A 20,212-nucleotide genomic window follows, 5' to 3' on the forward strand; every position below is an offset into this window, starting at 1 on the left:
ACTGCGGCCCGGCCGGTGCGTGAACGGCGGGAACCCGGCACGAGATGCTCCGCGAATTCTGCATTGGGCCTCCGCGAACTACACCTAGTACGAGAGTTCCGACGGCGAGGCGGGGATTCTCCCCACCCACGAGGCGGCGAAGCCCCGCAGAAGCTAGTCAGGTTGTATGCACCAGACCCAGTCATGCGGGAGAGACGTATCGATGGCGGGGGCGTCGCGGCCTCTTCGCGGCGCTGAGGAACCGTCGACTTCGTGAGCGCGAAATAACCATCTGGCAGCAGGTTGAATGCGCATGGTTTTATCTCTGTGGAGGGGATGACGGGAATCGAACCCGCGCTGTCTGCTTGGGAAGCAGAAGTTCTACCATTGAACTACATCCCCGCGCGTACGCGTAGGAACGATCCTAACAGCCAACCGGGGGCGCTCATGCCGCCCGCGGGATAGGCTCGCTCCGTGGCCAGCGTCGAGAAATACACCAGCACGTACAGCTCGACGCCCGAGCACCTGACGCGGCCGTACGTCATTCCCCCCATCGAGACCGACCCGCACTTCCTCGGGCGCAGGGCCAGAAGCGGTCGGCGTGAACAGGCGACCGTGAACGGCACCGCAGGGCGCGCGACCGTCTCGCGGGAGATGTCGGCGGGCAACAGCGCGGCAGAGCGTCGGGCGGCGCAGGCCGCCAGGGCACAGAGCGCGGCCGCGGCATCTGCTGAACGGCGACGGGCCAGGGCTGCCGCGAGCCGTGGCGGTTCCGCCCCGATGCAGGCGGGAGCCGCGACGACCGCCGTGCCGGGAAGCCCGCAGTGGCGATCCGCTATCGCTGCCCAGCGTTCCGGCAGCGCACAGCAGTACGCACCCTCGGAGTCGCAAGGAGCCGGCGGCCGTCGCAGGAAACGGGCATCGCTGCTGGGAAGGATCGTGCCGGTCGTCGTGTTCCTCGTGATCGCTGGTGTGGTGCTGCGCCCGATCATCTCCGATCTCATCGACGACTTCTCCGATGATTCGAGCCCGACCGACGGCGGTGGAAGCTCCCAGCCGATCGAGCCGCCCGCCGAGCTGGCCGCCGAGCCGACGACCGACGACATCATCGGGGTTCTGAACAACCGCGAGGCCTTCATCGGACAGACGTTCTCCGCGTACGCCGTGATCGTCGACTACGCCAGAGAAGGCGACATCACCACCTACGACGTCGAGCTCGCCGGATACCACCCGTTCTCATCCGGCGACACCGATTACGAGGCCACGGCCGAGCTCGTCGTGAGCGGCGGCGAGACTGTCGCGGCCGGCCAGCTCATTCAGGGCACGTTCGCGGTCGCCGAGGACAACGCCACGTACTACCCGACGCTCGAGGCGACGGATTGGTCAGAGACCGAATTCTACGACCTCGCTCAGGACATCGTCATCGAGGAGACGGGGTTCACCGACGGGTACGTCACGTACGAGGCGACGGTCACCAATACGTCCGACCGGGAGGCGGAGTACTCGGTGGACGTCACGATCCTCCCCTCGGATGCTCAGAGCGCGTCTGAGGGCTTCGACTTCCTCTGGACGGATTCACTCCAGCCCGGCGAGAGCGTCGTCGAAGAGTACGAGACGTACATCGGGACCGACGTGGAGGGGCCTTTCGAGTTCTCCATCGACAACGGCAACCGTTTCTGACGATCCCGCCCTCCGCGCCATCCGGAGATCAGGAGCGGCGCATCTGGACGAGACGTGCACAGCTCGCGAGCTGGGCCGCGCGAACGTACCCCTTGTGATCGAGCGGACCCTCTGGGAGCGGATCCAAGGCGACCGCTCGGTACGAAGGGGTCCACTCGCGAGGCGGTGCGGGGTGCGGTGCGCACAGGGCGCGGAGCAGTCATTAGGCTGTAGTCGTGCTGCTCTCGGATCGCGACATCAAGGCCCAGCTGAACGACGGCCGGATCGGGCTGGACCCGCTCGACGAGACCATGATCCAGCCTTCGAGCGTCGACGTGCGCCTGGACCGGTACTTCCGGCTGTTCGACAACCACAAGTACCCGTTCATCGACCCGTCCGAGGACCAGCCCGACCTCACCCACCTGCTCGAGGTCGAGCCCAGCGAGCCGTTCATTCTGCATCCGGGCGAGTTCGTGCTCGGCTCCACGTTCGAACGCGTCACCCTCCCGGATGACGTGGCCGCACGACTCGAGGGCAAGTCGTCGCTCGGGCGGCTGGGGCTGCTCACGCACTCGACCGCGGGGTTCATCGACCCCGGATTCTCCGGCCACGTGACCCTCGAGCTGTCGAACGTTGCGACGCTGCCGATCAAGCTGTGGCCGGGCATGAAGATCGGTCAGCTGTGCTTCTTCCGGCTCAGCTCGCCCGCCGAGAACACGTACGGTTCCGGCCCCTACGGCAACCGCTATCAGGGCCAGCGCGGCCCGACGGCGAGCCGCTCAGCCAAGAACTTCGAGCGCACCGACGTCTCCTCCACAGACGCGGGCGCCGCCGGCGCCTGACGCTCGTCGCGTTCGGGAGTGCGCAACGGTCGGAATACGGGATCGAACCGACCGTTTCGCACTCCCGAAACGGCTTCGCGCTGTTCAGGCGGCGGCGTGGTCAGCGTTGAGCTGCTCGAACACCTCGGTGTTGAAGCGGTAGGCGAGCAGCACCTCGTCGATCACGCGCTCGTGCTCATCCTCGCTCCACGGGGCGGCGTCGAGCTGCGAGCGGTACACGTTCTTGAACTCGGCGGGGTCGGCGATGTCGGCGAACACGTAGAACCCCGAGCCGTCGGTGTCGAAGCCGAACTGGCGCCGGATGACCCTGCCGATGTGGATGCCGCCCGACAGGTCGCCGAGGTAGCGGGTGTAGTGGTGCGCGACGAACCCTCCGGCCCAGGCGGAGCCGACCTGGTCGATGCGCTCGGCGTAGCGCGCGGTCGCAGGCAGCGGCGCGATCTGCTCGCTCCAGTCGGGCCCGACCAGGAACTCGAGATCGGCCTCGAGAGCCGGCAACCGGGTGAGCCGGTCGCTGATGAACGTCGATGCGACCGGATCTCGGCGCATCCGGTCGGTCGCCGCTTCGAGCGCGCGGTAGATGAAGTAGTGCTGGGCCACGAGTGCGACGTAGTCGTCGCGGGAGCGCTGGCCCTTGAGCAGGGAGGCCATGAACCCCGAGCCTTCGCTGTCCGAGTGCGCGGCCTGCGAGCGCTCGCGGATCTTCGTCGACAGGGGGATGGGCGCGGTGCTCGTCATGGTGTCGGTGTCCTCACCGCCGCGCTGCGCGCGGCGCGTCGTCGCGATTCGTGAGCGTCAGTGCGGCCGAGGCTCGATGCCGAGCTTCGCGCATGCGTCGTCGTACAGGGCGACGACCTCGCGGCGCACGGCGGGGCGTTCGGTGATCGAGCCGCCCGGCCAAGCGATGCGCACCGGATGCACGGTGCCGTCGGGGGAGACGACGTCCCAGTCGCCGCCGTCGCCGTTGAAGCCGGTCATCACCGCAGAGACGGTGTCCGGATCCCAGAAGGCGCGGGCGATCAGAGCGTTGTCGTCGAGGTGGTCGCTGTTCATGTGGCGGAGCACGGCGTCGACCACGTCATCCGGGAACTGGTGCGTCATCGGGTGGCCTGCCTCTGCTTTCCTCGTCGAGCTTAGGGGAACCTAAGTAGCGTCCCTTCAGCTTATCCGCCCGGAGCCCGAGTGCCTACCCGAGAACGCCGATCGCACCGCATCCGGCCCAGGATGATCCCTTGCAGGCTGTCTCGACGCACCTCTCACGTACACACGAACGGGGCGCCGGAGTGTTCTCCGGCGCCCCGCGGCCCTGCGTCGACCCGGATCAGCCCAGGTTCACCGCGATCTCACCGGGAGCGGCTGGCAAGGCCGGGCCCTCCGTGAGGATCTCGCCGGTGGCGAGGTCGACCGACACGATGCGGCTGTTCGCCACATCGGCGACGTATGCCGTCTCGCCGTCGGTGGTCATGGCGGGGTGCTCATCCTGCCAGTCGGCGGGGCTCTCCCACTCGTCGATCACCGGGTGGGAAGCGGTCAGCTCGCCGGTGCTCGGGTCGAGCACGTGGATGGCGCCATCGCTGCCGAGGATGTATGCGTCGTCGTTCGGGCCGCGCACGGCTCCGCGCCAGGTGTACTCCACGTCGCCGAGGTTCACCACCTCGTAGGTCTCCGCCTCGGTGTCGATCAGCGCGACGTCGTTCAGGAAGTAGCCCTCGGCATCCGGGTCGTTCTTGTAGTCGCCCACGATGATGGGGCTCGTCTCGGAGACGTACGCGTTGCCCATCCGGCCGTACTCGTCTGGCGCGTCGAACTTCGAGAACGCGCCGTCCTTGTACAGCAGGGCGCCGTCGGCGCATCCGAAGACGACCGCCTCGCCCTGCGCCGTGCCCTCGCCGTGGACGTCGGGGCACTCGTTGCTGGATGCGATCTCGTGGTAGTGGTCGTCGTGCGGCTCGAGGGCGAGTGCGCCCGAACGTGCCGTGTCGTCGCCGACGGTGGTGAGCAGGGTTCCGTCCTCCAGCACGATCGAGACGCCGTGATGGGCGTCAGGAGCCTGGTAGGTCTCGACCTCCGGCATGGCGCCTTCGGAGTCGACCAGCGCATCGGTGTCGAGGATCGTCGTCTCGCCCGTGCCATCGGCGAACAGGATCGTCTTGCCGTGGTGGCGCACCACGTGCCCGGCGGCGTCGGCCTCGAACACGGTGTCCGTCAATTCGGGTGCCGCGGTGTCGAGCACCTGGAAGCCCTCGGTTGTCGTGACCATCACGTTCCGGCCGTCGCCGACCGGGTTCACCCTGGTGAATTCGTCGCTGTCGAACTCGTCGACGACCTCGAGAGTGTCCGCGTCGAGGACGAGCACCTTGTCGGTGATCGACACGGCAAGGCGGTCGCCTGCCGCAACGTCTGCGGCGGCGCCGCCCGATCCCGAGGCGTTCGCGGGGTCGTCTGCGGCATCGGACGCGCAGCCGGCGGCGAGCACCGCGACGGCCGCGATGGAGGCGAGGGTTGCGCCCGCGCGCCAGCGTGGGTTCGTCGTCATGTGAGTGTTTCCTTTCAGGTGCGGCCTCATCGCGTGAGGCCCTGGGCGATGCGGTCGGTGTTGACGCGCATCATGTCGAGGTAGGTCGGGGCGGGCCCGTCCGGTTCTGTGAGCGACTCGGAGAACAGTTCGACGACCGCGACGTCGATGCCGACCTCGTCGGCCAGCACCTGCACGAGGCGATCGGGCTGGCTCGACTCCGCGAAGATCGCCGGTACGCCGGTGCGCTCGATGGCGGCTGCGAGCGAGTCGAGGTCTGCGGCCGACGGTGAAGCAAGAGTCGTGCCGCTCGGGATCACCGCTCCGACGGTGTCGAAGTCGAACCTGTCGGCGAGGTAGCCGAAGACGTGATGGTTGGTCACCAGCGCCCTGCGGCCATCCGGAATCGCCTCGAAAGCCGTCGTCATCTCGTTCTCGAGTGCGGCGATCTCTTCGAGGTAGGCGGCCGCGCGTTCCTCGATCGCTGCGGCGTCGACGTCGGGCAGGGCTGCGATCTCGTCGCCGAGTGCCGTGACGACGCCGGTCATCCTGGCGGGGTCCGTCCAGAAATGAGGGTCGTCGCCGGCGCCGTCGCCGGACGAGAAGCTCAGCGCGGTGATGTGATCGCCGGCCACGAAGCGCTCGGCGCCGGCATCGGCTGCGGTGACGAGGTGCTGCTCGACGTTCTCCTCGAGCCCGAGCCCGTTCGATACGAGCAGGTCTGCGTCGGCGAGCCCGGCGGCCTCCTGCGCGGAGATCTCGAATGAGTGCGGGTCGGCGTTCGGCTTCATCAGGGTGGCCACCTCGGCCTCGTCGCCGGCGATCTGCGCGACGACGTCCCCGAGGATGTTCGTGGTCGCGACGATGCGCGGGCCGTCACCGGATGTCGGTGCGCAGCCGACCAGCGCCGAGGCGGCCGCCGCGCCGACGAGCGCGAGCACGGCGGTGCGTCGGATGGGACGTGTCATCGCCCCAGCTCCGTTGCGACGAATGGCGTGGTGGGGGTCGTGAGTTCGCGGGCGACACGGGCGCCGTCGGCGTAGTCGATCTCGTGCACCACGCCGTCAGCGGGGTCGGACAGGTAGGCGCGCTGCGTGTCGACGACGAAATCGACGACGCCGCCGGAGCGGAGGCTTTCTGCGACAAGCGGCTCGCTGACCGACAGCTCGGTGCCCTCGGAGTCGTACACGCGCACGCGGCCGTCGGTGTCGAGGGCGACGACGTGACCGTCCGCGTCGTCCGCGGCGACGACCTCGACGAGCGCCGCATCGACCGACGCGTGCGTCCAGGCGCCTGCTCGCGTGTCGAGCAGCCAGAAGCCGTTGTCGCCGGAGAGTGCGGCCACTGTCGGTCGATTCTTGCGGCCGTCGAACTCCATCGCCCGCTCGGCGGCTCCATCCGGGTACGGGATCTGTTCGATCTCGAGCGCGTCGATGCGTCCGGTGGCGAGGATCGCGCCGTCGGCGCAGCCCACGACGGTGCCGACGCGCGTCGTGATCGCACCGGACGGCGCCTCGCACTCCAAGTCGCGGATCCGCTCGCCTGCGGCGTCGTACACGGACGTCTCGTCGGTGGTGGCGACGATCGCGCCGGTGTCGACGGGGGCGACGACGCCGTCGGCCGCACCCGTGGCGATCCGGAAGGACTCCGCGAGCTCGCCGTCGCCGAGCGCCTCGTTGTCGAGCAGCACGGCGTCGCCCGATCCGGAGAAGAACACGCCGGTGCCCCCGGCCGTCGCCAGCGGCGCGCCCGTCACGGCAGCGGGGCCGGCGCCCGGCACCGTGCCGAGGAGGGCAGGTTCGGCGCGGTAGTAGTGGAAGTGGTCGCCGTGATCCCAGCTCCAGCGCCCGCCGTCGACGATGGTGAGGCCGTCGGCCGTCGTCGCGAAAGCGTAGCGGCCGTCGGAGGCGAGCGCCTCGGGTGCGGCGATCTGGCCGAGCTGCGTCGTCTCGTCCGTGAGCAGGTCGTGCAGGCCGACGTCGCCGGTCTCGTCGATCGAGACGAGCTGAGGCTGTGCTTCGGCGACCTGCTCCGCACCGGCGACCGAGCCGTGACCCGACTCGGTCTCCTGCGGGGGCTCCTCGGCTGCGGTGGCGCATCCGGTGAGGACGAGCGCGAGTGCGGCGGGCGCGATGAGGGGGGTGAGGCGTTTCATCAATTGCTTTCCGTGCGGGGTGCGGCAGTGGCGGTGGTCGCTGCCAGGTGCGGGAGATGGGCCGGCACGACCGGATGGGTCGGGGTGTGTCGGGCGTTCCTGGTCCGCGTGCGGTGGACGGCGGCAGACGCAAGCGCGGAGACGGCGGCGAGAAGGATCGCCGTGCACGCGATCGTGGGACCGGCTGCGGTGGCGGCATGCCATGACACGGTCAGGCCGATCACGACGGCGGCGATGCCGAATGCCGCGGCCAGCGCCATGGTCGTGGGGATCGATCGCGTCCAGCGGCCGGCGGCGACCGCCGGTGCGAGCAGCATTCCGACCACGAGCAGGGAGCCGACGCTCTGGTAGGAGGCGATGACCGCAACCGTGACCAGCGCCGTGAGCAGGGTGTGGGCCAGGCGCGGGCGCAGCCCGAGGGTGTGCGCGATGCGCGGATCGAACGCGGCGGCGACGAAGGAGCGGTGGAACGCGATCGCGATGATCGCGACGACCGCGAGCGTCACGGCGAGGATGAGCACGTCGGTCCAGGTCACGGCGAGGATGTCGCCGAACAGCATGGTGGTCGCATCGGTGGCGAAGCTGCGCGAGTGCGACACGATGATGACCCCGAGCGAGAGCATCCCGACGAACAGCAGCCCGATGCTGGTGTCGTACGAGAGCCGGCCGCGGCGCTGCAGCAGGCCGATCGCGGCGCTCATCGCCGCACCGCTGACGGCGGCTCCCCACAACGGCGGAATGCCGAGAAGAGTCGCCACGGCGACGCCCGGCAGCATGCCGTGGCTGATCGCCTCGCCGAGGAACGCCATGCCGCGCACGACGACCCAGGTGCCGACGATGGCGCAGACGGCGGCGACGAGGGCGCCGCCGACGAGGGCGCGCACCATGAACTCGGAGGCGAAGGGGAGGAGCGGCATACCTGCGTAAGCGTATCGCAAATCAGAATCATTCTCATTTAGGATGGGTGCATGACTCCTCCCCGACTGCGAGCGAGCGGCATCTGCTTCGCATACGACGACATCGACGTGCTCCACAACGTGGATGCCGAGCTGCGCTCCGGCGCGATCACCGCGATCGTCGGCGCCAACGGCTCGGGGAAATCGACGCTGGTCGAGATCATGGCCGGCACCCGCGCGCCGCGATCCGGAACCGTCGAGCGCTCAGGCGACATCGCACTCGTCGTGCAGCGTGCGGCCATCGTCGAGACGCTGCCGCTGTCGGTGCGCGATGTCGTGACGATGGGAACGTGGGGGCGCGAAGCCCGCGGTCGGGCACGGAACGAGCGGCGCGGTGCCGTCGACGGCGCGCTCGAGCGGGTCGGCATCGCGGGGCTGGCCAAGCGCTCGATCCACGAGGTGTCGGGAGGGCAGCGCCAGCGCGCCCTCATCGCGCAGGGGCTCGCGCGCATCACCGGGAGGGGCGGGGTCCTTCTCCTCGACGAGCCGGGCGCCGGTCTCGACGCCGACAGCCGCGACGGCATCAGGACGATCCTGACGGAGGAGGCCGCGAGGGGGCACGCGATCGGATGGGTCACCCATGACCAGGAGGACGTCGCGTGGGCCAACGAGGTCATCGACCTCACCCGGCACTGCCGCCGCGGGGCGGGGTCGGCCCCGCCCCTCGCGGCGCCCGGGCCGTCGAGCCGCGCTGAGGCCTCGGGCGTCAGGCGGCCGGCTCGGCCGCCGCGTGCGTCGAGCGGATCGGGAGGATGAGCACCAGGCCGATGGCCAGCACCAGCACGATGCCGAGGATGCCGAACTCCGTCGAGCTGAAGGCCACGACGAGGATGGTCCACGCGGCGGAGGACATCCAGCTGGTGACGCGGCCGGTGGTGGCGTAGAGGCCGAAGATCTCGCCCTCGTGGCCTGAGGGTGTGACGCGGGCGAGGAACGACCGCGACGCGGATTGGGCGGGCCCGACGCAGGCGGTGAGCATGAGGCCGAAGATCCAGAACACGAGTTTGCCCTGGTCGATCAGCGCGAATGTGGCGGCGCCTGCGACGATCATCACGCTCAGCGAGGCGATGATCACAGCCTTGGGGCCGAAGCGGTCGTCCCAGCGGCCGACGATCACGGTCGAGAGCCCCGCGACGAGGTTCGCCGCGAGGCCGAAGACTGCCAGTTCGAGGAACTCGAAGCCGAACACGGTGCCGGCGATGATGGCTCCGAAGGTGAAGACGCCGCTCAGCCCGTCGCGGAACACGGCGCTCGCGATGAGGAACCAGAACGTGTTGCGGGTCGCACGGTTGCGGTAGAGCGCCACGACGTCCCGGATGAGCACGGCGTACGCCGCGAAGAAGTTCTTCCGGCGCTCGGGTCGTCCCAGCGGCTTGGGCTCGGGGACGGCGAGGAACACCGGGATCGTGAACGCGATGCCCCACACCGCGCAGCCGACGGCGACGAGACGGAACGGCAGACCGGCATCGTCCGGGAGTCCGAACCAGCTCATCGCGTAGAAGGCGATGACCAGGGTGAGGGCGATGACGCCGCCGAGATAGCCGAAGCCCCAGCCGAGGCCGGAGATGCGGCCGATGTTCTTCGGCGTGGCGATGCTGATCAGCATGGCGTTGGAGTTGACGGTGCCGATCTCGCTGGCGACGGAGCCGAGACCGAGCAGGGCGACACCGAGCCAGAACAGCCCTGGGCCGGGTTCGACGAACCAGAGTCCGAAGGAACAGGCGATCACGCCGGCGGTGCCGATGCCGAGCCACAGCTTCTGCTTGCCTGCGGCGTCAGCCTGCTGCCCGAGTACGGGCGCCAGCAGCAGGATCAGCAGGCCGGCGATGGTCGTGCCGATGCCGAGCCCGCTGGTGAGCTCGGCGATCGCGGCGTCCCTGGCTGCACCACCCGGGAGTGCCTGCTGCTCCGGGGTGAGGAAGAAGTCGGTCGTGAGGTACAGCGGCGTGAAGATGAAGGTGAGCAGCACTGTGTGGAACGGCTGCAGCCCCCAGTCCCAGAACGCCCACGCGACGACCTTGGAGCGCTTGACCGGCTTGTCGTCGAGCTTGTCGCCCAGTCCCATCACCGGCAGAGCTGCGCTGTCGGCGGTGGCTTTCGGGCGTGGGGTGTCGGTCACGTCGTGTGTCTCCCTGGTGCTGGCTCCGCCGGTGCGTCGGCGCTTCGCCCGGACGCTACGGTGCTCCGGTTAACGAACGGTGCCGTGTCGTTGCGGTTCACGATATCGGTGCGCAGGCGGTGGCGGGAGGGAAAGCGACGATCTCGTGCCTGCTGCGTTCGGCCCCGTTCGTGCAGTCGGGAACCGACTCCTTCCGGCCCTCGGAAATCTGGTGGTGGTGGGGCCCCGGGTCGGCCAGTGTCGGATCCGACGCCTCGAGGGAGAGTCGTTGTCGCGGGGAGCAGTGCTCCGCCCGAGGCTCCCCGCACTGGAACGATGACGACAGGAGGAGCGGACGATGAGACTCACCGATGAGGAAAAGGTCATGCGCGACGGGGGCGAGGGCGAAGCCACCGCGGCGGCGATGGACCTGCTGATCCGGTACGGCGATGCGCTCGGCGCCGAGCACCTCTGCCGGGTGCGGAACGTGGCAGGCACGATGACGCAGCCGTCGCCGGTCAAGCACAAACTGGTGAAGGAGGGCGGCTGGGCGAAGTCGTTCGCGGTGATCAACCTCGACACCGACGAGGACGTGGACATTCCGCGGATGAAGGTGCCCACGTGTCAGCTGCAGAGCGGGTTCGGGCCCGACTCCGTCGGGATCGCGCCGTACCCGTCGGAGAACGTCGAACTGCAGACGACGGGTGAGTCGTTCTTCGGCGCGCACGGCGTCAACATCCTGTCCACGTGCACGCCCTACCAAGTCGGGAACCTGCCGGTGCGAGGTGAGCACGTCGCGTGGATGGAATCGTCAGCGGTCGTCTATGCCAACTCGGTCCTCGGAGCGCGCACCAACTGCGAGGGGACCGCGTCGACCGGGTCAGCAAGCCTCACCGGACGGCTCCCCTGCTGGGGCAACCACAAGGACGAGAACAGGTACGGCGATGCGCTGTTCCAGGTGGACGCGCCCGTCGAGTCGTTTCAGGACTGGGGTCTGCTGGGCTACTACGTCGGCGACGTGGTTCAGGAGGGGCGCCCCGTGCTGACCGGCGATGGCATCGGCCTCCCGGAGCTGGCCGACCTCAAGCACTTCGGCGCTGCGACGGCGACGGCAGGCGGCGTCGAGCTCTTCCACATACCTGGGCTGACGCCGGAGGCGCCGACCGTCGAGGCGGCATTCGGCGGAAAGGCGGTGCCCGAGGCGGTTCACTTCGGTGAGCGGGAGAGGCGCTGGGCGTACGAGACGCTGAACAGCCAGGGAGAGTCGGGTGAGGTCGACTTCATCCTGCTCGGATGCCCGCACGCATCGCTCGATCAGCTGCAGCGAATCGCCGCCGCGCTCGACGGCAAGCGGCTGCACTCCGATACGGAGATGTGGATCATGACGCCGCGGGCGCTGCGCACGATCGCCGACGCCTCCGGCTACACCGAGGTCATCGAGCGCGCCGGCGCCCACATCCTGACCGATTCCTGCCCCGCGATGTCGAAGGCCGCGCCTGACGGAACCCGCGTGTTCGCGAGCGATTCCGCCAAGCAGGTGCACTATCTGCCGGCGATCCTCGGCATCGAGGGCTGGTTCGGCACGCTCGAGGACTGTGTCGACGCTGCGGTCACGGGCCGCTGGAGAGGAGAGCTGCGATGACGAAGGAACTGATCGGGCGCGGCCTGGTGCCCGGCGTCGTCGAGGGTGAGGCGCTGGTCTCGCACGAGACGATCTCCGGATGGGGAGGGATCGACCCCGCCCGCGGCGTCATCATCGAGCGCCGGCACGAACTGTTCGACGTGAGCTTTTCGGGGAAGATCCTCGTCTTCCCCGGGGCGAAGGGGTCATCCGGCTGGTCAGGGTTCTTCCAGAGCACCAGGCTGATGGGAACCGCTCCGCTCGCGATGGTGTTCACAGCGATGACGACGAAGGCCGTGCTCGGCGCCGTCGTCACTCGCGTTCCGACGGTGTCCGAGTTCGGCGATGTCGATCCTGTCGACGAGATCGCCACGGGCGACATCGTGCGCGTGGACGGCGACCGCGGCGTGGTCGCGATCGTGCGCCGGGCGGCCGATCAGGCGGCGGTGCCGAGATGAACACCGCGTGACCTCTCGGGCGATTCCGAGCGGAACCGGTCGCACCGGAGTTCAGGGTGCGCCTAGGCTGGTGTGATGACCTCCTCGACGCAATCGAGGGGTGTGGCGATGAGGGCGCTCCTCTCTCTCGCCATCGGCAGCTTCGGCATCGGCATGACGGAGTTCGTCTCCATGGGCCTGCTGCCAGGGCTCGCGACCGATCTGCTCCCCGACGTCTATGCGACCTCGCCGGAGGATGCGATCGCGCAGGCGGGCATCCTGATCAGCATGTACGCGCTCGGCGTCGTGGTCGGTGCTCCGACGATCGCCGGGTTCGTCTCGCGGTATCCGCGCCATCGGGTGCTGGTGGGGCTCGTGATCGCCCTGCTGGTGTTCAACGCGCTCACGTTCCTGATGCCGAACTTCGAACTCGTCGCGGCATCGCGCTTCCTCTCCGGCCTTCCGCACGGCGCGTACTTCGGAATCTCCGCCATCGTCGCCTCCGAGCTGTTCGGACCTGCCAAACGCGGCAGCGCGATCGCGATCGTGATGGGCGGGCTGTCGGTCGCCAACCTCATCGGCGTGCCAGGCGGCACCCTGCTCGGCCAGATGCTGGGGTGGCGCGCGGCCTACGTCGTCGTCGCCTTCGTCTTCATCATCGCGCTCGTGCTGATCATCCGGTTCGTGCCCGCTCAGCCCGGCGACCCCGGCCGCACCTTCCGGCAGGAGCTCGGCATCTTCCGGATCCCGCAGGTGTGGCTGACCGTGGCGATCGGCGGGGTCGGATTCGGCGCGTACTTCGCGATCTACAGCTACATCGCGACATTCGTGACCGAAGCGGCCGGATCGCCGGAATGGGTCGTGCCCATCGCGCTGGTCGTCGTCGGGGCCGGCATGGTCGCGGGCAACTTCCTCGGCGGTGCGCTCGCCGACATCAGCGTGCGCCGCACGCTGATCTACGGCCTGTTCTGCCTGGTGGTCACGGGCGCACTGGTCGGGCTGCTCTCGCAGCACACCGTGCCGCTGATCATCGCGCTGTTCGTGTTCGCGCTTACGTCGGCGACCGCCGTGCCGACCGTGCAGCTGCGACTGCTCGACGTCGCCAGCGGCCACCGTTCGATCGGCGCGGCGCTGAACCACTCGGCGCTCAACATCGGCAACAGCCTGGGCGCCGCGCTCGGCGGGGCCGTGATCGCCACCGGATGGGGCTACGTCGCCCCGGCATGGGTGGCTGCGGCACTGGCCCTCGTCGGCGGAGCGATCGCGCTCGCCGCGTTCAGCGCGGAGCGCCGCGCAACCGACCGGCGCCTGCGCGCGCTGGAGCCGGAGTTCCGGGACCGCACCGTCGGGACGGACACCATCCCGACGGTGTGAACTCGGGTGCTACGGACGGCGGTAGCCCGGATCGCGTGAAGCCAGCGCCGCCGCGCGCTCCGGACGGCCGATGAGACGGTACGCGTTCGTCCAGACATCCGGGTCGGCGATGGGGAGGCCGAGCCACGTCGTGCTCGTGCGCACGGGAAAGCGCTCGATGCGGTCGCCGTCCCACGCCGCGAAGTTCACCAGCACGTCGATCTCGTGGTCGCCGGCATCGACGACGTACCGCGCGCCGGTCGCGAACGGACGGCCGGCACTCTGCGGCGCAGTCCAGCTCGCTCCGAGCGCGTCCAGAACCTGGGCGGCCTCATCCGGATCGCCCTCGCACGTCACGTCCCAGTCGCGCACCTGGTCGATCAGGCCCAGTGAGGCGAGCACCGCGGAGCCGCCGACGGCGACGGGGAATCCGCGTTCGGTCAGGGTGCCGACGATGGCTGCAACCGTGTCGGTCGGCGGATGGGCGATGCTGTGAGAGGGATGCACATCGCCCATTCTCCTGTGTGACTCGTTGTCGCATCGACGAGTTGCCGGCGTCGCTGCACCGGGCGGCGCTCGCGGCAGCAGACGACGATGGGGATGCCGGTGGCGTCTCCGGTGCGAGCGTGACGGACGCGACGCGTCATCGGTGCCTCTCCGTGTCGTGAATCGCGCATACTGCGGCGCAGACCTTAGAGGGTCTACACTGGTTGCGTGTGGAGCGTGGACATCGAGTTGATCGCGGGCTGGCTCGCTTCGCTGGATGACAACTCACGAGAGCAAGTGGTGGCGGCGATCGAGTTGCTCGAGGATCGCGGTCCTCAGCTGGGGCGGCCGATCGTGGACACGGTGGCATCGTCCCGGCATCGGAACATGAAAGAGCTTCGACCGGGATCAGCAGGGCGCTCTGAGCTTCGTGTCCTGTTCGCTTTCGATCCCGAGCGATCGGCGATCATGCTGATTGCCGGCGACAAGGCAGGGAACTGGACGCATTGGTACAAGAAGAACATCCCGATGGCCGATGACCTCTTTGACAACCATCTCAGGAGATCGAAAGGAGACTGACCCCATGGCTATGTCGGTGAAGGAATTCGTCGCGACCCATCCTGTGGATCGAGAGAACGTTGACGCGCACAAGGAGCGGATGCTCGCGGAGGTGCGCGCGTACCGCCTGCGCGAACTGCGTGAGCGCGCCGGCCTTACTCAGACAGAATTGGCCGAACGCATCGGTGTCGGACAGCGGCAGGTCTCGAAGATCGAACACGGCGATCTCGACAGCGCGAAGATCGGCACAATCCGGAGCTACCTCGAAGCGGTCGGCGGCGGTCTGGCTGTCGAATACGTTCTGGGCGATCAGCGCGTACAGGTCGCATAACGCAAGAAGACGGGGTGACCGCGCGTTCTTCCGTGGGATGCGGAGCTCCGGATCGTCGCCGCGGCACGATGAGGCGGGCGAGCGGCCACGGGCGTCGCCCTCGGACGAAGGAGCACACTGTGAGCGAGAACTTCGATCTGCTGGTGATCGGTACGGGAACCGCCGGCCTGTCGGCCGCGCACGCGACGGCGGCCGAGGGGTGGCGAGTCGGCATCGTCGATGCACTGCCGTACGGCGGCACGTGCGCGCTGCGCGGGTGCGACCCGAAGAAGATCCTGCGGCGCGGGGCGGAGGTCATCGAGTCGGCGGCGCTGATGCGCGATCGCGGCATCGTCGACGACGGGCTGCGCATCGACTGGTCGGCGCTGCAGCGGCACAAGCGCGGATTCACCGACGCGATGTCGCGCCAGATCGAAGAGGGTCTGGACGACAGCGGCATCACCACCCTGCACGGCACGGCGCGATTCGTCGCGCCGGATGCGCTCGACGTCGACGGGCAGGTGCACCGCGCCGAGCGCTTCCTGATCGCCTCGGGCGCCGCGCCGAAGCCGCTCGACCTGCCTGGCGGCGAGCACGTGATCGACAGCACCGCCTTCCTCGGGCTCGAGACGCTGCCGAAGCGCATCGTGTTCATCGGGGGAGGGTTCATCTCGTTCGAGTTCGCGCACATCGCCGCCCGTGCCGGGGCGCAGTGCACGATCCTCAGTCGCTCGGAGCGCCCGCTGCGCGGATTCGACCCCGACCTCGTCGATCGGCTCGTCGAACGGACAAGATCTGCCGGCATCGACGTCCGGCTCTCGACGACCCCGGCAAGCGTGCGTCAGACGACATCCGGAGCCTTCGACATCCAGATGGCCGGCACGGATGATGCGGTGGAAGCGGACCTGGTCGTGCACGGAGCCGGTCGCGCCCCCGCGCTCGACGGGCTCGAGCTCGACGCGGCGCAGGTCGCGCACGATGACCGCGGCGTCACGGTGCATCCGCACCTGCAGAGCACCACGAACTCGGCTGTGTGGGCGGCGGGCGACGCTGCGGCGACCCGTGGGCGTCCGCTGACGCCCGTCGCCTCGAGCGAGGGCAGCGTCGCCGCCTCGAACATGCTGACCGGTGCCGAGACGGCCCCCGACTACACCGGGGTCTCGAGCACCGTGTTCACCATCCCGGAGCTGACCGGGGTCGGGATGACCGAGGCCGCGGCGCGCGAGGCGGGGCACCACATCGACGTGCGGTTCTCCGACACCGGCTCCTGGTATTCGAACTACCGCGTCGGCGAGAAGGCCGCAGCTGCGAAGATCATCGTGGACGCCGACGACGACCGCATCCTCGGCGCCCACCTGTTCGGCCCTGAGTACGCCGAGGCGGTGAACGTGTTCTCGATGGCGATCGCCCTTGGGCTGACCGCGGAGCAGCTCAGGGCGATGCCGGCGAGCTACCCGTCGGTGGGATCGGACGTCGCTTCGATGCTGTGATCCGGATCACCGTGCGGCACGATGCAAAACTTGAGCCGACTCGTATCAAGTTAATTTGACTCCTTCCGGCTCAGGTTCTACACTTGAGTCATCACGACTGAGGTTTCGTGAGCAGACTTCTGACACTCTGACGAGAAGGAGCAAGACATGGCACGTGCTGTGGGTATCGACCTTGGAACGACCAACTCGGTCGTCTCCGTCCTCGAGGGCGGCGAGCCGAAGGTTATCGCCAACGCCGAGGGCGCCAGGACCACCCCGTCGGTGGTCGCATTCACGAAGGACGGCGAGGTGCTCGTCGGTGAGACCGCCAAGCGACAGGCCGTGACCAACGTCGACCGCACCCTCGCGTCGGTCAAGCGCCACATGGGCACCGACTGGAAGACGCAGGAGGTCGACGGCAAGGCATACACGCCGCAGGAGATCTCGGCGCGCATCCTGCAGAAGCTCAAGCGCGACGCAGAGGAGTACCTCGGCGACACGGTCACCGACGCGGTCGTCACCGTGCCCGCGTACTTCAACGACGCCGAGCGCCAGGCCACGAAGGAGGCCGGTGAGATCTCGGGCCTCAACGTGCTCCGCATCATCAACGAGCCCACCGCCGCCGCCCTCGCCTACGGCCTCGACAAGGGCCAGGAGGACGAGCTCATCCTGGTCTTCGACCTCGGTGGCGGTACGTTCGACGTCTCGCTGCTCGAGGTGGGCAAGGACGACGACTTCTCGACGATCCAGGTGCGCGCGACCAGCGGTGACAACCGCCTCGGCGGCGACGACTGGGATCAGCGCATCGTCGACCACCTGATCAAGCAGTTCAAGAACGAGACGGGCGTCGACGTCGCAGGCGACAAGATCGCGCTGCAGCGTCTCAAGGAGGCCGCGGAGCAGGCGAAGAAGGAGCTGTCGAGCTCGACCTCGACCTCGATCACGCTGCCGTACCTCTCGCTCACCGAGAACGGGCCGGTCTCGCTCAGTGAGACGCTCTCCCGCGCGAAGTTCGAGGAGCTCACCAGCGATCTGCTCGAGCGCACCAAGAAGCCGTTCCACGACGTGATGGCCGAGGCCGGCGTCAAGATGAGCGAGATCGCGCACGTCGTGCTCGTCGGTGGTTCGACCCGCATGCCGGCCGTTGCCGAGTTCGTCAAGGGCGAGACGGGCAAGGACGCGAACAAGAGCGTCAACCCTGATGAGGTCGTCGCCGTCGGCGCGGCGCTGCAGGCCGGCGTGCTGAAGGGCGAGCGTAAGGACGTTCTGCTCATCGACGTCACCCCGCTGTCGCTCGGCATCGAGACCAAGGGCGGCCGGATGACGAAGCTCATCGAGCGCAACACCGCCATTCCGACCAAGCGCAGTGAGACGTTCACGACCGCCGACGACAACCAGCCGTCGGTCGCGATCCAGGTGTTCCAGGGTGAGCGCGAGTTCACCCGCGACAACAAGCCGCTCGGCACCTTCGAGCTGACCGGCATCGCCCCCGCACCGCGCGGCGTGCCGCAGGTCGAGGTCACCTTCGACATCGACGCGAACGGCATCGTGCACGTCTCGGCGAAGGACAAGGGCACAGGCACTGAGCAGTCGATGACCATCACGGGCGGCTCCTCGCTTCCCAAGGAGGACATCGACCGGATGGTGCGCGAGGCCGAGGAGAACGCCGCTGAGGACAAGCAGCGCGCGGAGGCTCTCGAGCAGCGCAACCAGGCGGAGTCGCTCGTCTACTCCATCGAGAAGCTCATCTCGGAGAACGACGACAAGCTGCCTGAGGACGTCAAGACCGAGGTGCAGGGCGACGTCGACGGGCTCAAGACGGCGCTCGCCGGTGAGGACGAGGACGCGGTCAAGACCGCGCTCGACAAGCTGAACGCGTCGCAGACGAAGCTCGGCGAGGCGATCTACAGCCAGGCCCAGGCAGATGGCGCCGCGGCCGGCGAGGCGGGCGCCGACGGCGCTTCGGCTGAGTCGGACGAGGACGTCGTGGACGCCGAGGTCGTCGACGACGACGAGGACGAGAAGAAGTAATGACGGGCAAGGGCTTCGACGACAACGACGAGGTCCGCCCTGACGCCGAGGGGGCGGAGGCAGCCGCTTCCGCCCCCGAAGCGCAGGCGGGCGACCAGGCCCCGGACGAGGCGGGGCAGGCCGAGCAGAGCGAGGCCGAATCCGGTGCAGGTGCGTCGGGTGCGGGCGAGCAGACTGAGGGCGACGGCCTGACGATCGACGACATCCTCGACGCCGAGCAGACCGACGAGGCTGCGGAAGCGGAGCACAGCGACTACGAGACGCAGCTGCTGCACGACCTGAAGCGACTGCAGGCGGAGTACGCGAACTACCGTCGCCGTACCGAGGAGCAGCGCCAGATCGAGATCGACCGTGCCAAGGGGGCGGTCGCGAAGAGCATGCTGTCGGTGCTCGACGACCTGCATCGCGCGCAGCAGCACGGCGACCTCGAAGAGGGGTCGGCGTTCGCGCTCGTCGCCGAGAAGATGCGCGCCGTGGCGGTGAACGTCGGGCTCGTGTCGTACGGCGAGGCGGGCGACGCGTTCGACCCGCAGCAGCACGAGGCCGTCTTCCAGCAGCCGACTCCCGGCCAGACCGAGCCGACGATCCTCGAGGTCGTCGAGGTCGGCTACCGCCTGGGCGATGTGGAACTGCGGCCGGCGAAGGTCGTCGTCGCCGTTCCTGCCGAGTAATCCCATCCGGGTGGCCCTCCCGCTCCCTCTGAGAGCGCGGCAGGGCCATCCGGTCGATCGAAAAGGGTCATAAGTTGGCTAGCCAGGACTGGTTCGACAAGGATTTCTACGCGATGCTCGGGGTGTCGAAGGACGCCTCCGACACCGAGCTGAAGAAGTCCTATCGCAAGCTCGCCCGTACGTACCACCCGGATTCGAACCCGGGCGATGAGAAGGCCGAGGCGAAGTTCAAGGAGATCAGCGAGGCGTACTCGGTGCTCTCCGACCCCGACCAGCGCCGCGAGTACGACGAGATCCGCGCCATGGGTTCCGGCGCGCGCTTCACCTCCGGCGGGCCGGGCGGCGGCGGTTTCGACGACGTGTTCAGTCACTTCGGCGGTGCCGGCACCGGCACCGGCGGAGGCGGCTTCGAAGACATCTTCTCGATGTTCGGGCAGGGCGCTGGCGGCGGTCGCCGTGCCGGGTTCGGCATGCCGACGAAGGGCCAGGACCTGCGTGCCAGGACGACACTGGACTTCCTGCGCGCGGCGAACGGTGACACCCTCTCGCTGCAGAGCGAAGACGGCACCTCGTTCAAGATCAAGGTGCCGGCAGGTGTCGCCGATGGGCAGAAGATCCGGTTGCGCGGGCGCGGCAGGCCCTCGCCGAACGGCGGCGAGAACGGCGATATCGTCGTCGACGTGACCGTGCGGCCGCATCCGGTGTTCAGCCGCGACGGGCTCAACCTGCGGGTGACCGTGCCGGTGACGTTCACGGAGGCGACGCTCGGCTCGACGGTCGAGGTGCCGACTCTCGACGGCGACACCGTGAAGCTGAAGGTGGCGGCGGGAACCCCGTCCGGCCGCGTGCTGCGCGTGAAGGGCAGGGGCATCGCGTCGAAGAAGGGCACGGGCGACCTGCTCGCCGAGGTGCAGATCGTGGTCCCCGGCCATCTCACCGAGGCGCAGCGCGAAGCGCTCGAGCACTTCCGCGACGTCGAGGCGCACGAGAACCCCCGCGACGACTGGCTCCATCGAGCCCGCGCGTCCGCCTGACCGCGGCACAAATCTTCATTTCTGGCACATCTCATGGG

General features: G+C 68.6%; 20 protein-coding genes and 1 tRNA gene. 12 read left to right on the top strand and 9 right to left on the bottom strand.

What is annotated here, in order from left to right:
• Positions 1-307 precede the first annotated feature (307 nt).
• Positions 308-381, bottom strand: a tRNA-Gly gene (locus CIK77_RS11560).
• A 72-nt stretch (positions 382-453) separates the two neighbouring features.
• Between CIK77_RS11560 and CIK77_RS11565 the strand changes: the two genes are divergently transcribed.
• The gene (locus CIK77_RS11565; protein ID WP_087053801.1) at positions 454-1,659 is read left to right on the top strand and encodes a hypothetical protein; all 1,206 of its coding nucleotides are present in this window, start codon (positions 454-456) and stop codon (positions 1,657-1,659) included.
• Between the two features lie 215 nt (positions 1,660-1,874).
• Positions 1,875-2,480, top strand: a complete 606-nt coding sequence (dcd, locus tag CIK77_RS11570; protein WP_087053802.1) for a dCTP deaminase — start codon at positions 1,875-1,877, stop codon at positions 2,478-2,480.
• Positions 2,481-2,564: 84 nt separating this feature from the next.
• Here dcd and CIK77_RS11575 read toward each other — a convergent pair whose 3' ends face one another.
• From CIK77_RS11575 to aztB, 6 genes are all read right to left on the bottom strand, one after another.
• Positions 2,565-3,218 (bottom strand): biliverdin-producing heme oxygenase, encoded by a 654-nt coding sequence (locus CIK77_RS11575; protein ID WP_087053803.1) that lies wholly within the window; start codon positions 3,216-3,218, stop codon positions 2,565-2,567.
• Positions 3,219-3,275: 57 nt separating this feature from the next.
• Positions 3,276-3,581 carry a DUF2470 domain-containing protein gene (locus CIK77_RS11580; RefSeq protein ID WP_087053804.1) on the bottom strand — a complete coding sequence of 102 codons (306 nt, stop codon included), beginning with the start codon at positions 3,579-3,581 and terminating at the stop codon, positions 3,276-3,278.
• Between the two features lie 220 nt (positions 3,582-3,801).
• Positions 3,802-5,016 (bottom strand): zinc metallochaperone AztD, encoded by a 1,215-nt coding sequence (aztD, locus tag CIK77_RS11585; RefSeq protein WP_087053805.1) that lies wholly within the window; start codon positions 5,014-5,016, stop codon positions 3,802-3,804.
• Positions 5,017-5,042: 26 nt separating this feature from the next.
• The gene (gene aztC, locus CIK77_RS11590) at positions 5,043-5,963 is read right to left on the bottom strand and encodes a zinc ABC transporter substrate-binding protein AztC (RefSeq protein ID WP_170934028.1); all 921 of its coding nucleotides are present in this window, start codon (positions 5,961-5,963) and stop codon (positions 5,043-5,045) included.
• Entirely contained in the window at positions 5,960-7,150 is a 1,191-nt protein-coding gene (locus CIK77_RS11595; RefSeq protein WP_087053806.1) for an ABC transporter, read from the bottom strand. Before CIK77_RS11595 ends, aztC begins: the two co-directional genes overlap by 4 nt.
• Positions 7,150-8,067 (bottom strand): zinc ABC transporter permease AztB, encoded by a 918-nt coding sequence (aztB, locus tag CIK77_RS11600; protein ID WP_087053807.1) that lies wholly within the window; start codon positions 8,065-8,067, stop codon positions 7,150-7,152. Before aztB ends, CIK77_RS11595 begins: the two co-directional genes overlap by 1 nt.
• 51 nt (positions 8,068-8,118) lie before the next feature.
• Between aztB and CIK77_RS11605 the strand changes: the two genes are divergently transcribed.
• Positions 8,119-8,862 carry a metal ABC transporter ATP-binding protein gene (locus CIK77_RS11605; protein WP_087053808.1) on the top strand — a complete coding sequence of 248 codons (744 nt, stop codon included), beginning with the start codon at positions 8,119-8,121 and terminating at the stop codon, positions 8,860-8,862.
• Here the strand turns inward: CIK77_RS11605 and CIK77_RS11610 are convergent.
• Positions 8,813-10,225 (bottom strand): MFS transporter, encoded by a 1,413-nt coding sequence (locus CIK77_RS11610; RefSeq protein ID WP_249268468.1) that lies wholly within the window; start codon positions 10,223-10,225, stop codon positions 8,813-8,815. The two genes, CIK77_RS11605 and CIK77_RS11610, sit on opposite strands and share 50 nt — an antisense overlap.
• 337 nt (positions 10,226-10,562) lie before the next feature.
• Here CIK77_RS11610 and CIK77_RS11615 point away from each other — a divergent pair, with 337 nt between their 5' ends.
• The 3 genes from CIK77_RS11615 (at position 10,563) to CIK77_RS11625 (ending at position 13,636) form a co-directional block, all read left to right on the top strand.
• Complete coding sequence (locus CIK77_RS11615; protein WP_087053809.1) at positions 10,563-11,846, top strand: aconitase X; 1,284 nt, start codon at positions 10,563-10,565, stop codon at positions 11,844-11,846.
• Positions 11,843-12,283 carry an aconitase X swivel domain-containing protein gene (locus CIK77_RS11620; RefSeq protein WP_087053810.1) on the top strand — a complete coding sequence of 147 codons (441 nt, stop codon included), beginning with the start codon at positions 11,843-11,845 and terminating at the stop codon, positions 12,281-12,283. The genes CIK77_RS11615 and CIK77_RS11620 overlap by 4 nt, the downstream gene beginning before the upstream one ends.
• 75 nt (positions 12,284-12,358) lie before the next feature.
• Entirely contained in the window at positions 12,359-13,636 is a 1,278-nt protein-coding gene (locus CIK77_RS11625; RefSeq protein ID WP_087053811.1) for an MFS transporter, read from the top strand.
• A 9-nt stretch (positions 13,637-13,645) separates the two neighbouring features.
• On the opposite strand, the gene CIK77_RS11630 is transcribed toward CIK77_RS11625, so the two are convergent.
• Positions 13,646-14,122, bottom strand: a complete 477-nt coding sequence (locus CIK77_RS11630) for a hypothetical protein (protein WP_140403486.1) — start codon at positions 14,120-14,122, stop codon at positions 13,646-13,648.
• A gap of 207 nt (positions 14,123-14,329) precedes the next feature.
• Between CIK77_RS11630 and CIK77_RS11635 the strand changes: the two genes are divergently transcribed.
• From CIK77_RS11635 to CIK77_RS11660, 6 genes are all read left to right on the top strand, one after another.
• Positions 14,330-14,680 (top strand): type II toxin-antitoxin system RelE/ParE family toxin, encoded by a 351-nt coding sequence (locus tag CIK77_RS11635; RefSeq protein WP_087053813.1) that lies wholly within the window; start codon positions 14,330-14,332, stop codon positions 14,678-14,680.
• Positions 14,681-14,684: 4 nt separating this feature from the next.
• Positions 14,685-14,990: a helix-turn-helix domain-containing protein gene (locus CIK77_RS11640; RefSeq protein ID WP_087053814.1), complete on the top strand. Its 306-nt coding sequence runs from the start codon at positions 14,685-14,687 to the stop codon at positions 14,988-14,990.
• A gap of 119 nt (positions 14,991-15,109) precedes the next feature.
• A complete protein-coding gene (locus CIK77_RS11645) occupies positions 15,110-16,459 on the top strand; it encodes a dihydrolipoyl dehydrogenase family protein (protein ID WP_087053815.1) in 1,350 nt (449 codons plus the stop codon).
• A 147-nt stretch (positions 16,460-16,606) separates the two neighbouring features.
• Positions 16,607-18,469 (top strand): molecular chaperone DnaK, encoded by a 1,863-nt coding sequence (dnaK, locus tag CIK77_RS11650; RefSeq protein WP_087053816.1) that lies wholly within the window; start codon positions 16,607-16,609, stop codon positions 18,467-18,469.
• Complete coding sequence (locus CIK77_RS11655) at positions 18,469-19,140, top strand: nucleotide exchange factor GrpE (RefSeq protein ID WP_087053817.1); 672 nt, start codon at positions 18,469-18,471, stop codon at positions 19,138-19,140. The genes dnaK and CIK77_RS11655 overlap by 1 nt, the downstream gene beginning before the upstream one ends.
• A 74-nt stretch (positions 19,141-19,214) precedes the next feature.
• Positions 19,215-20,174, top strand: a complete 960-nt coding sequence (locus CIK77_RS11660; RefSeq protein ID WP_087053818.1) for a DnaJ C-terminal domain-containing protein — start codon at positions 19,215-19,217, stop codon at positions 20,172-20,174.
• Positions 20,175-20,212: the final 38 nt, after the last annotated feature.

This window comes from Microbacterium sp. JB110, from assembly GCF_003335195.1.
Classification (GTDB): Bacteria; Actinomycetota; Actinomycetes; order Actinomycetales; family Microbacteriaceae; genus Microbacterium.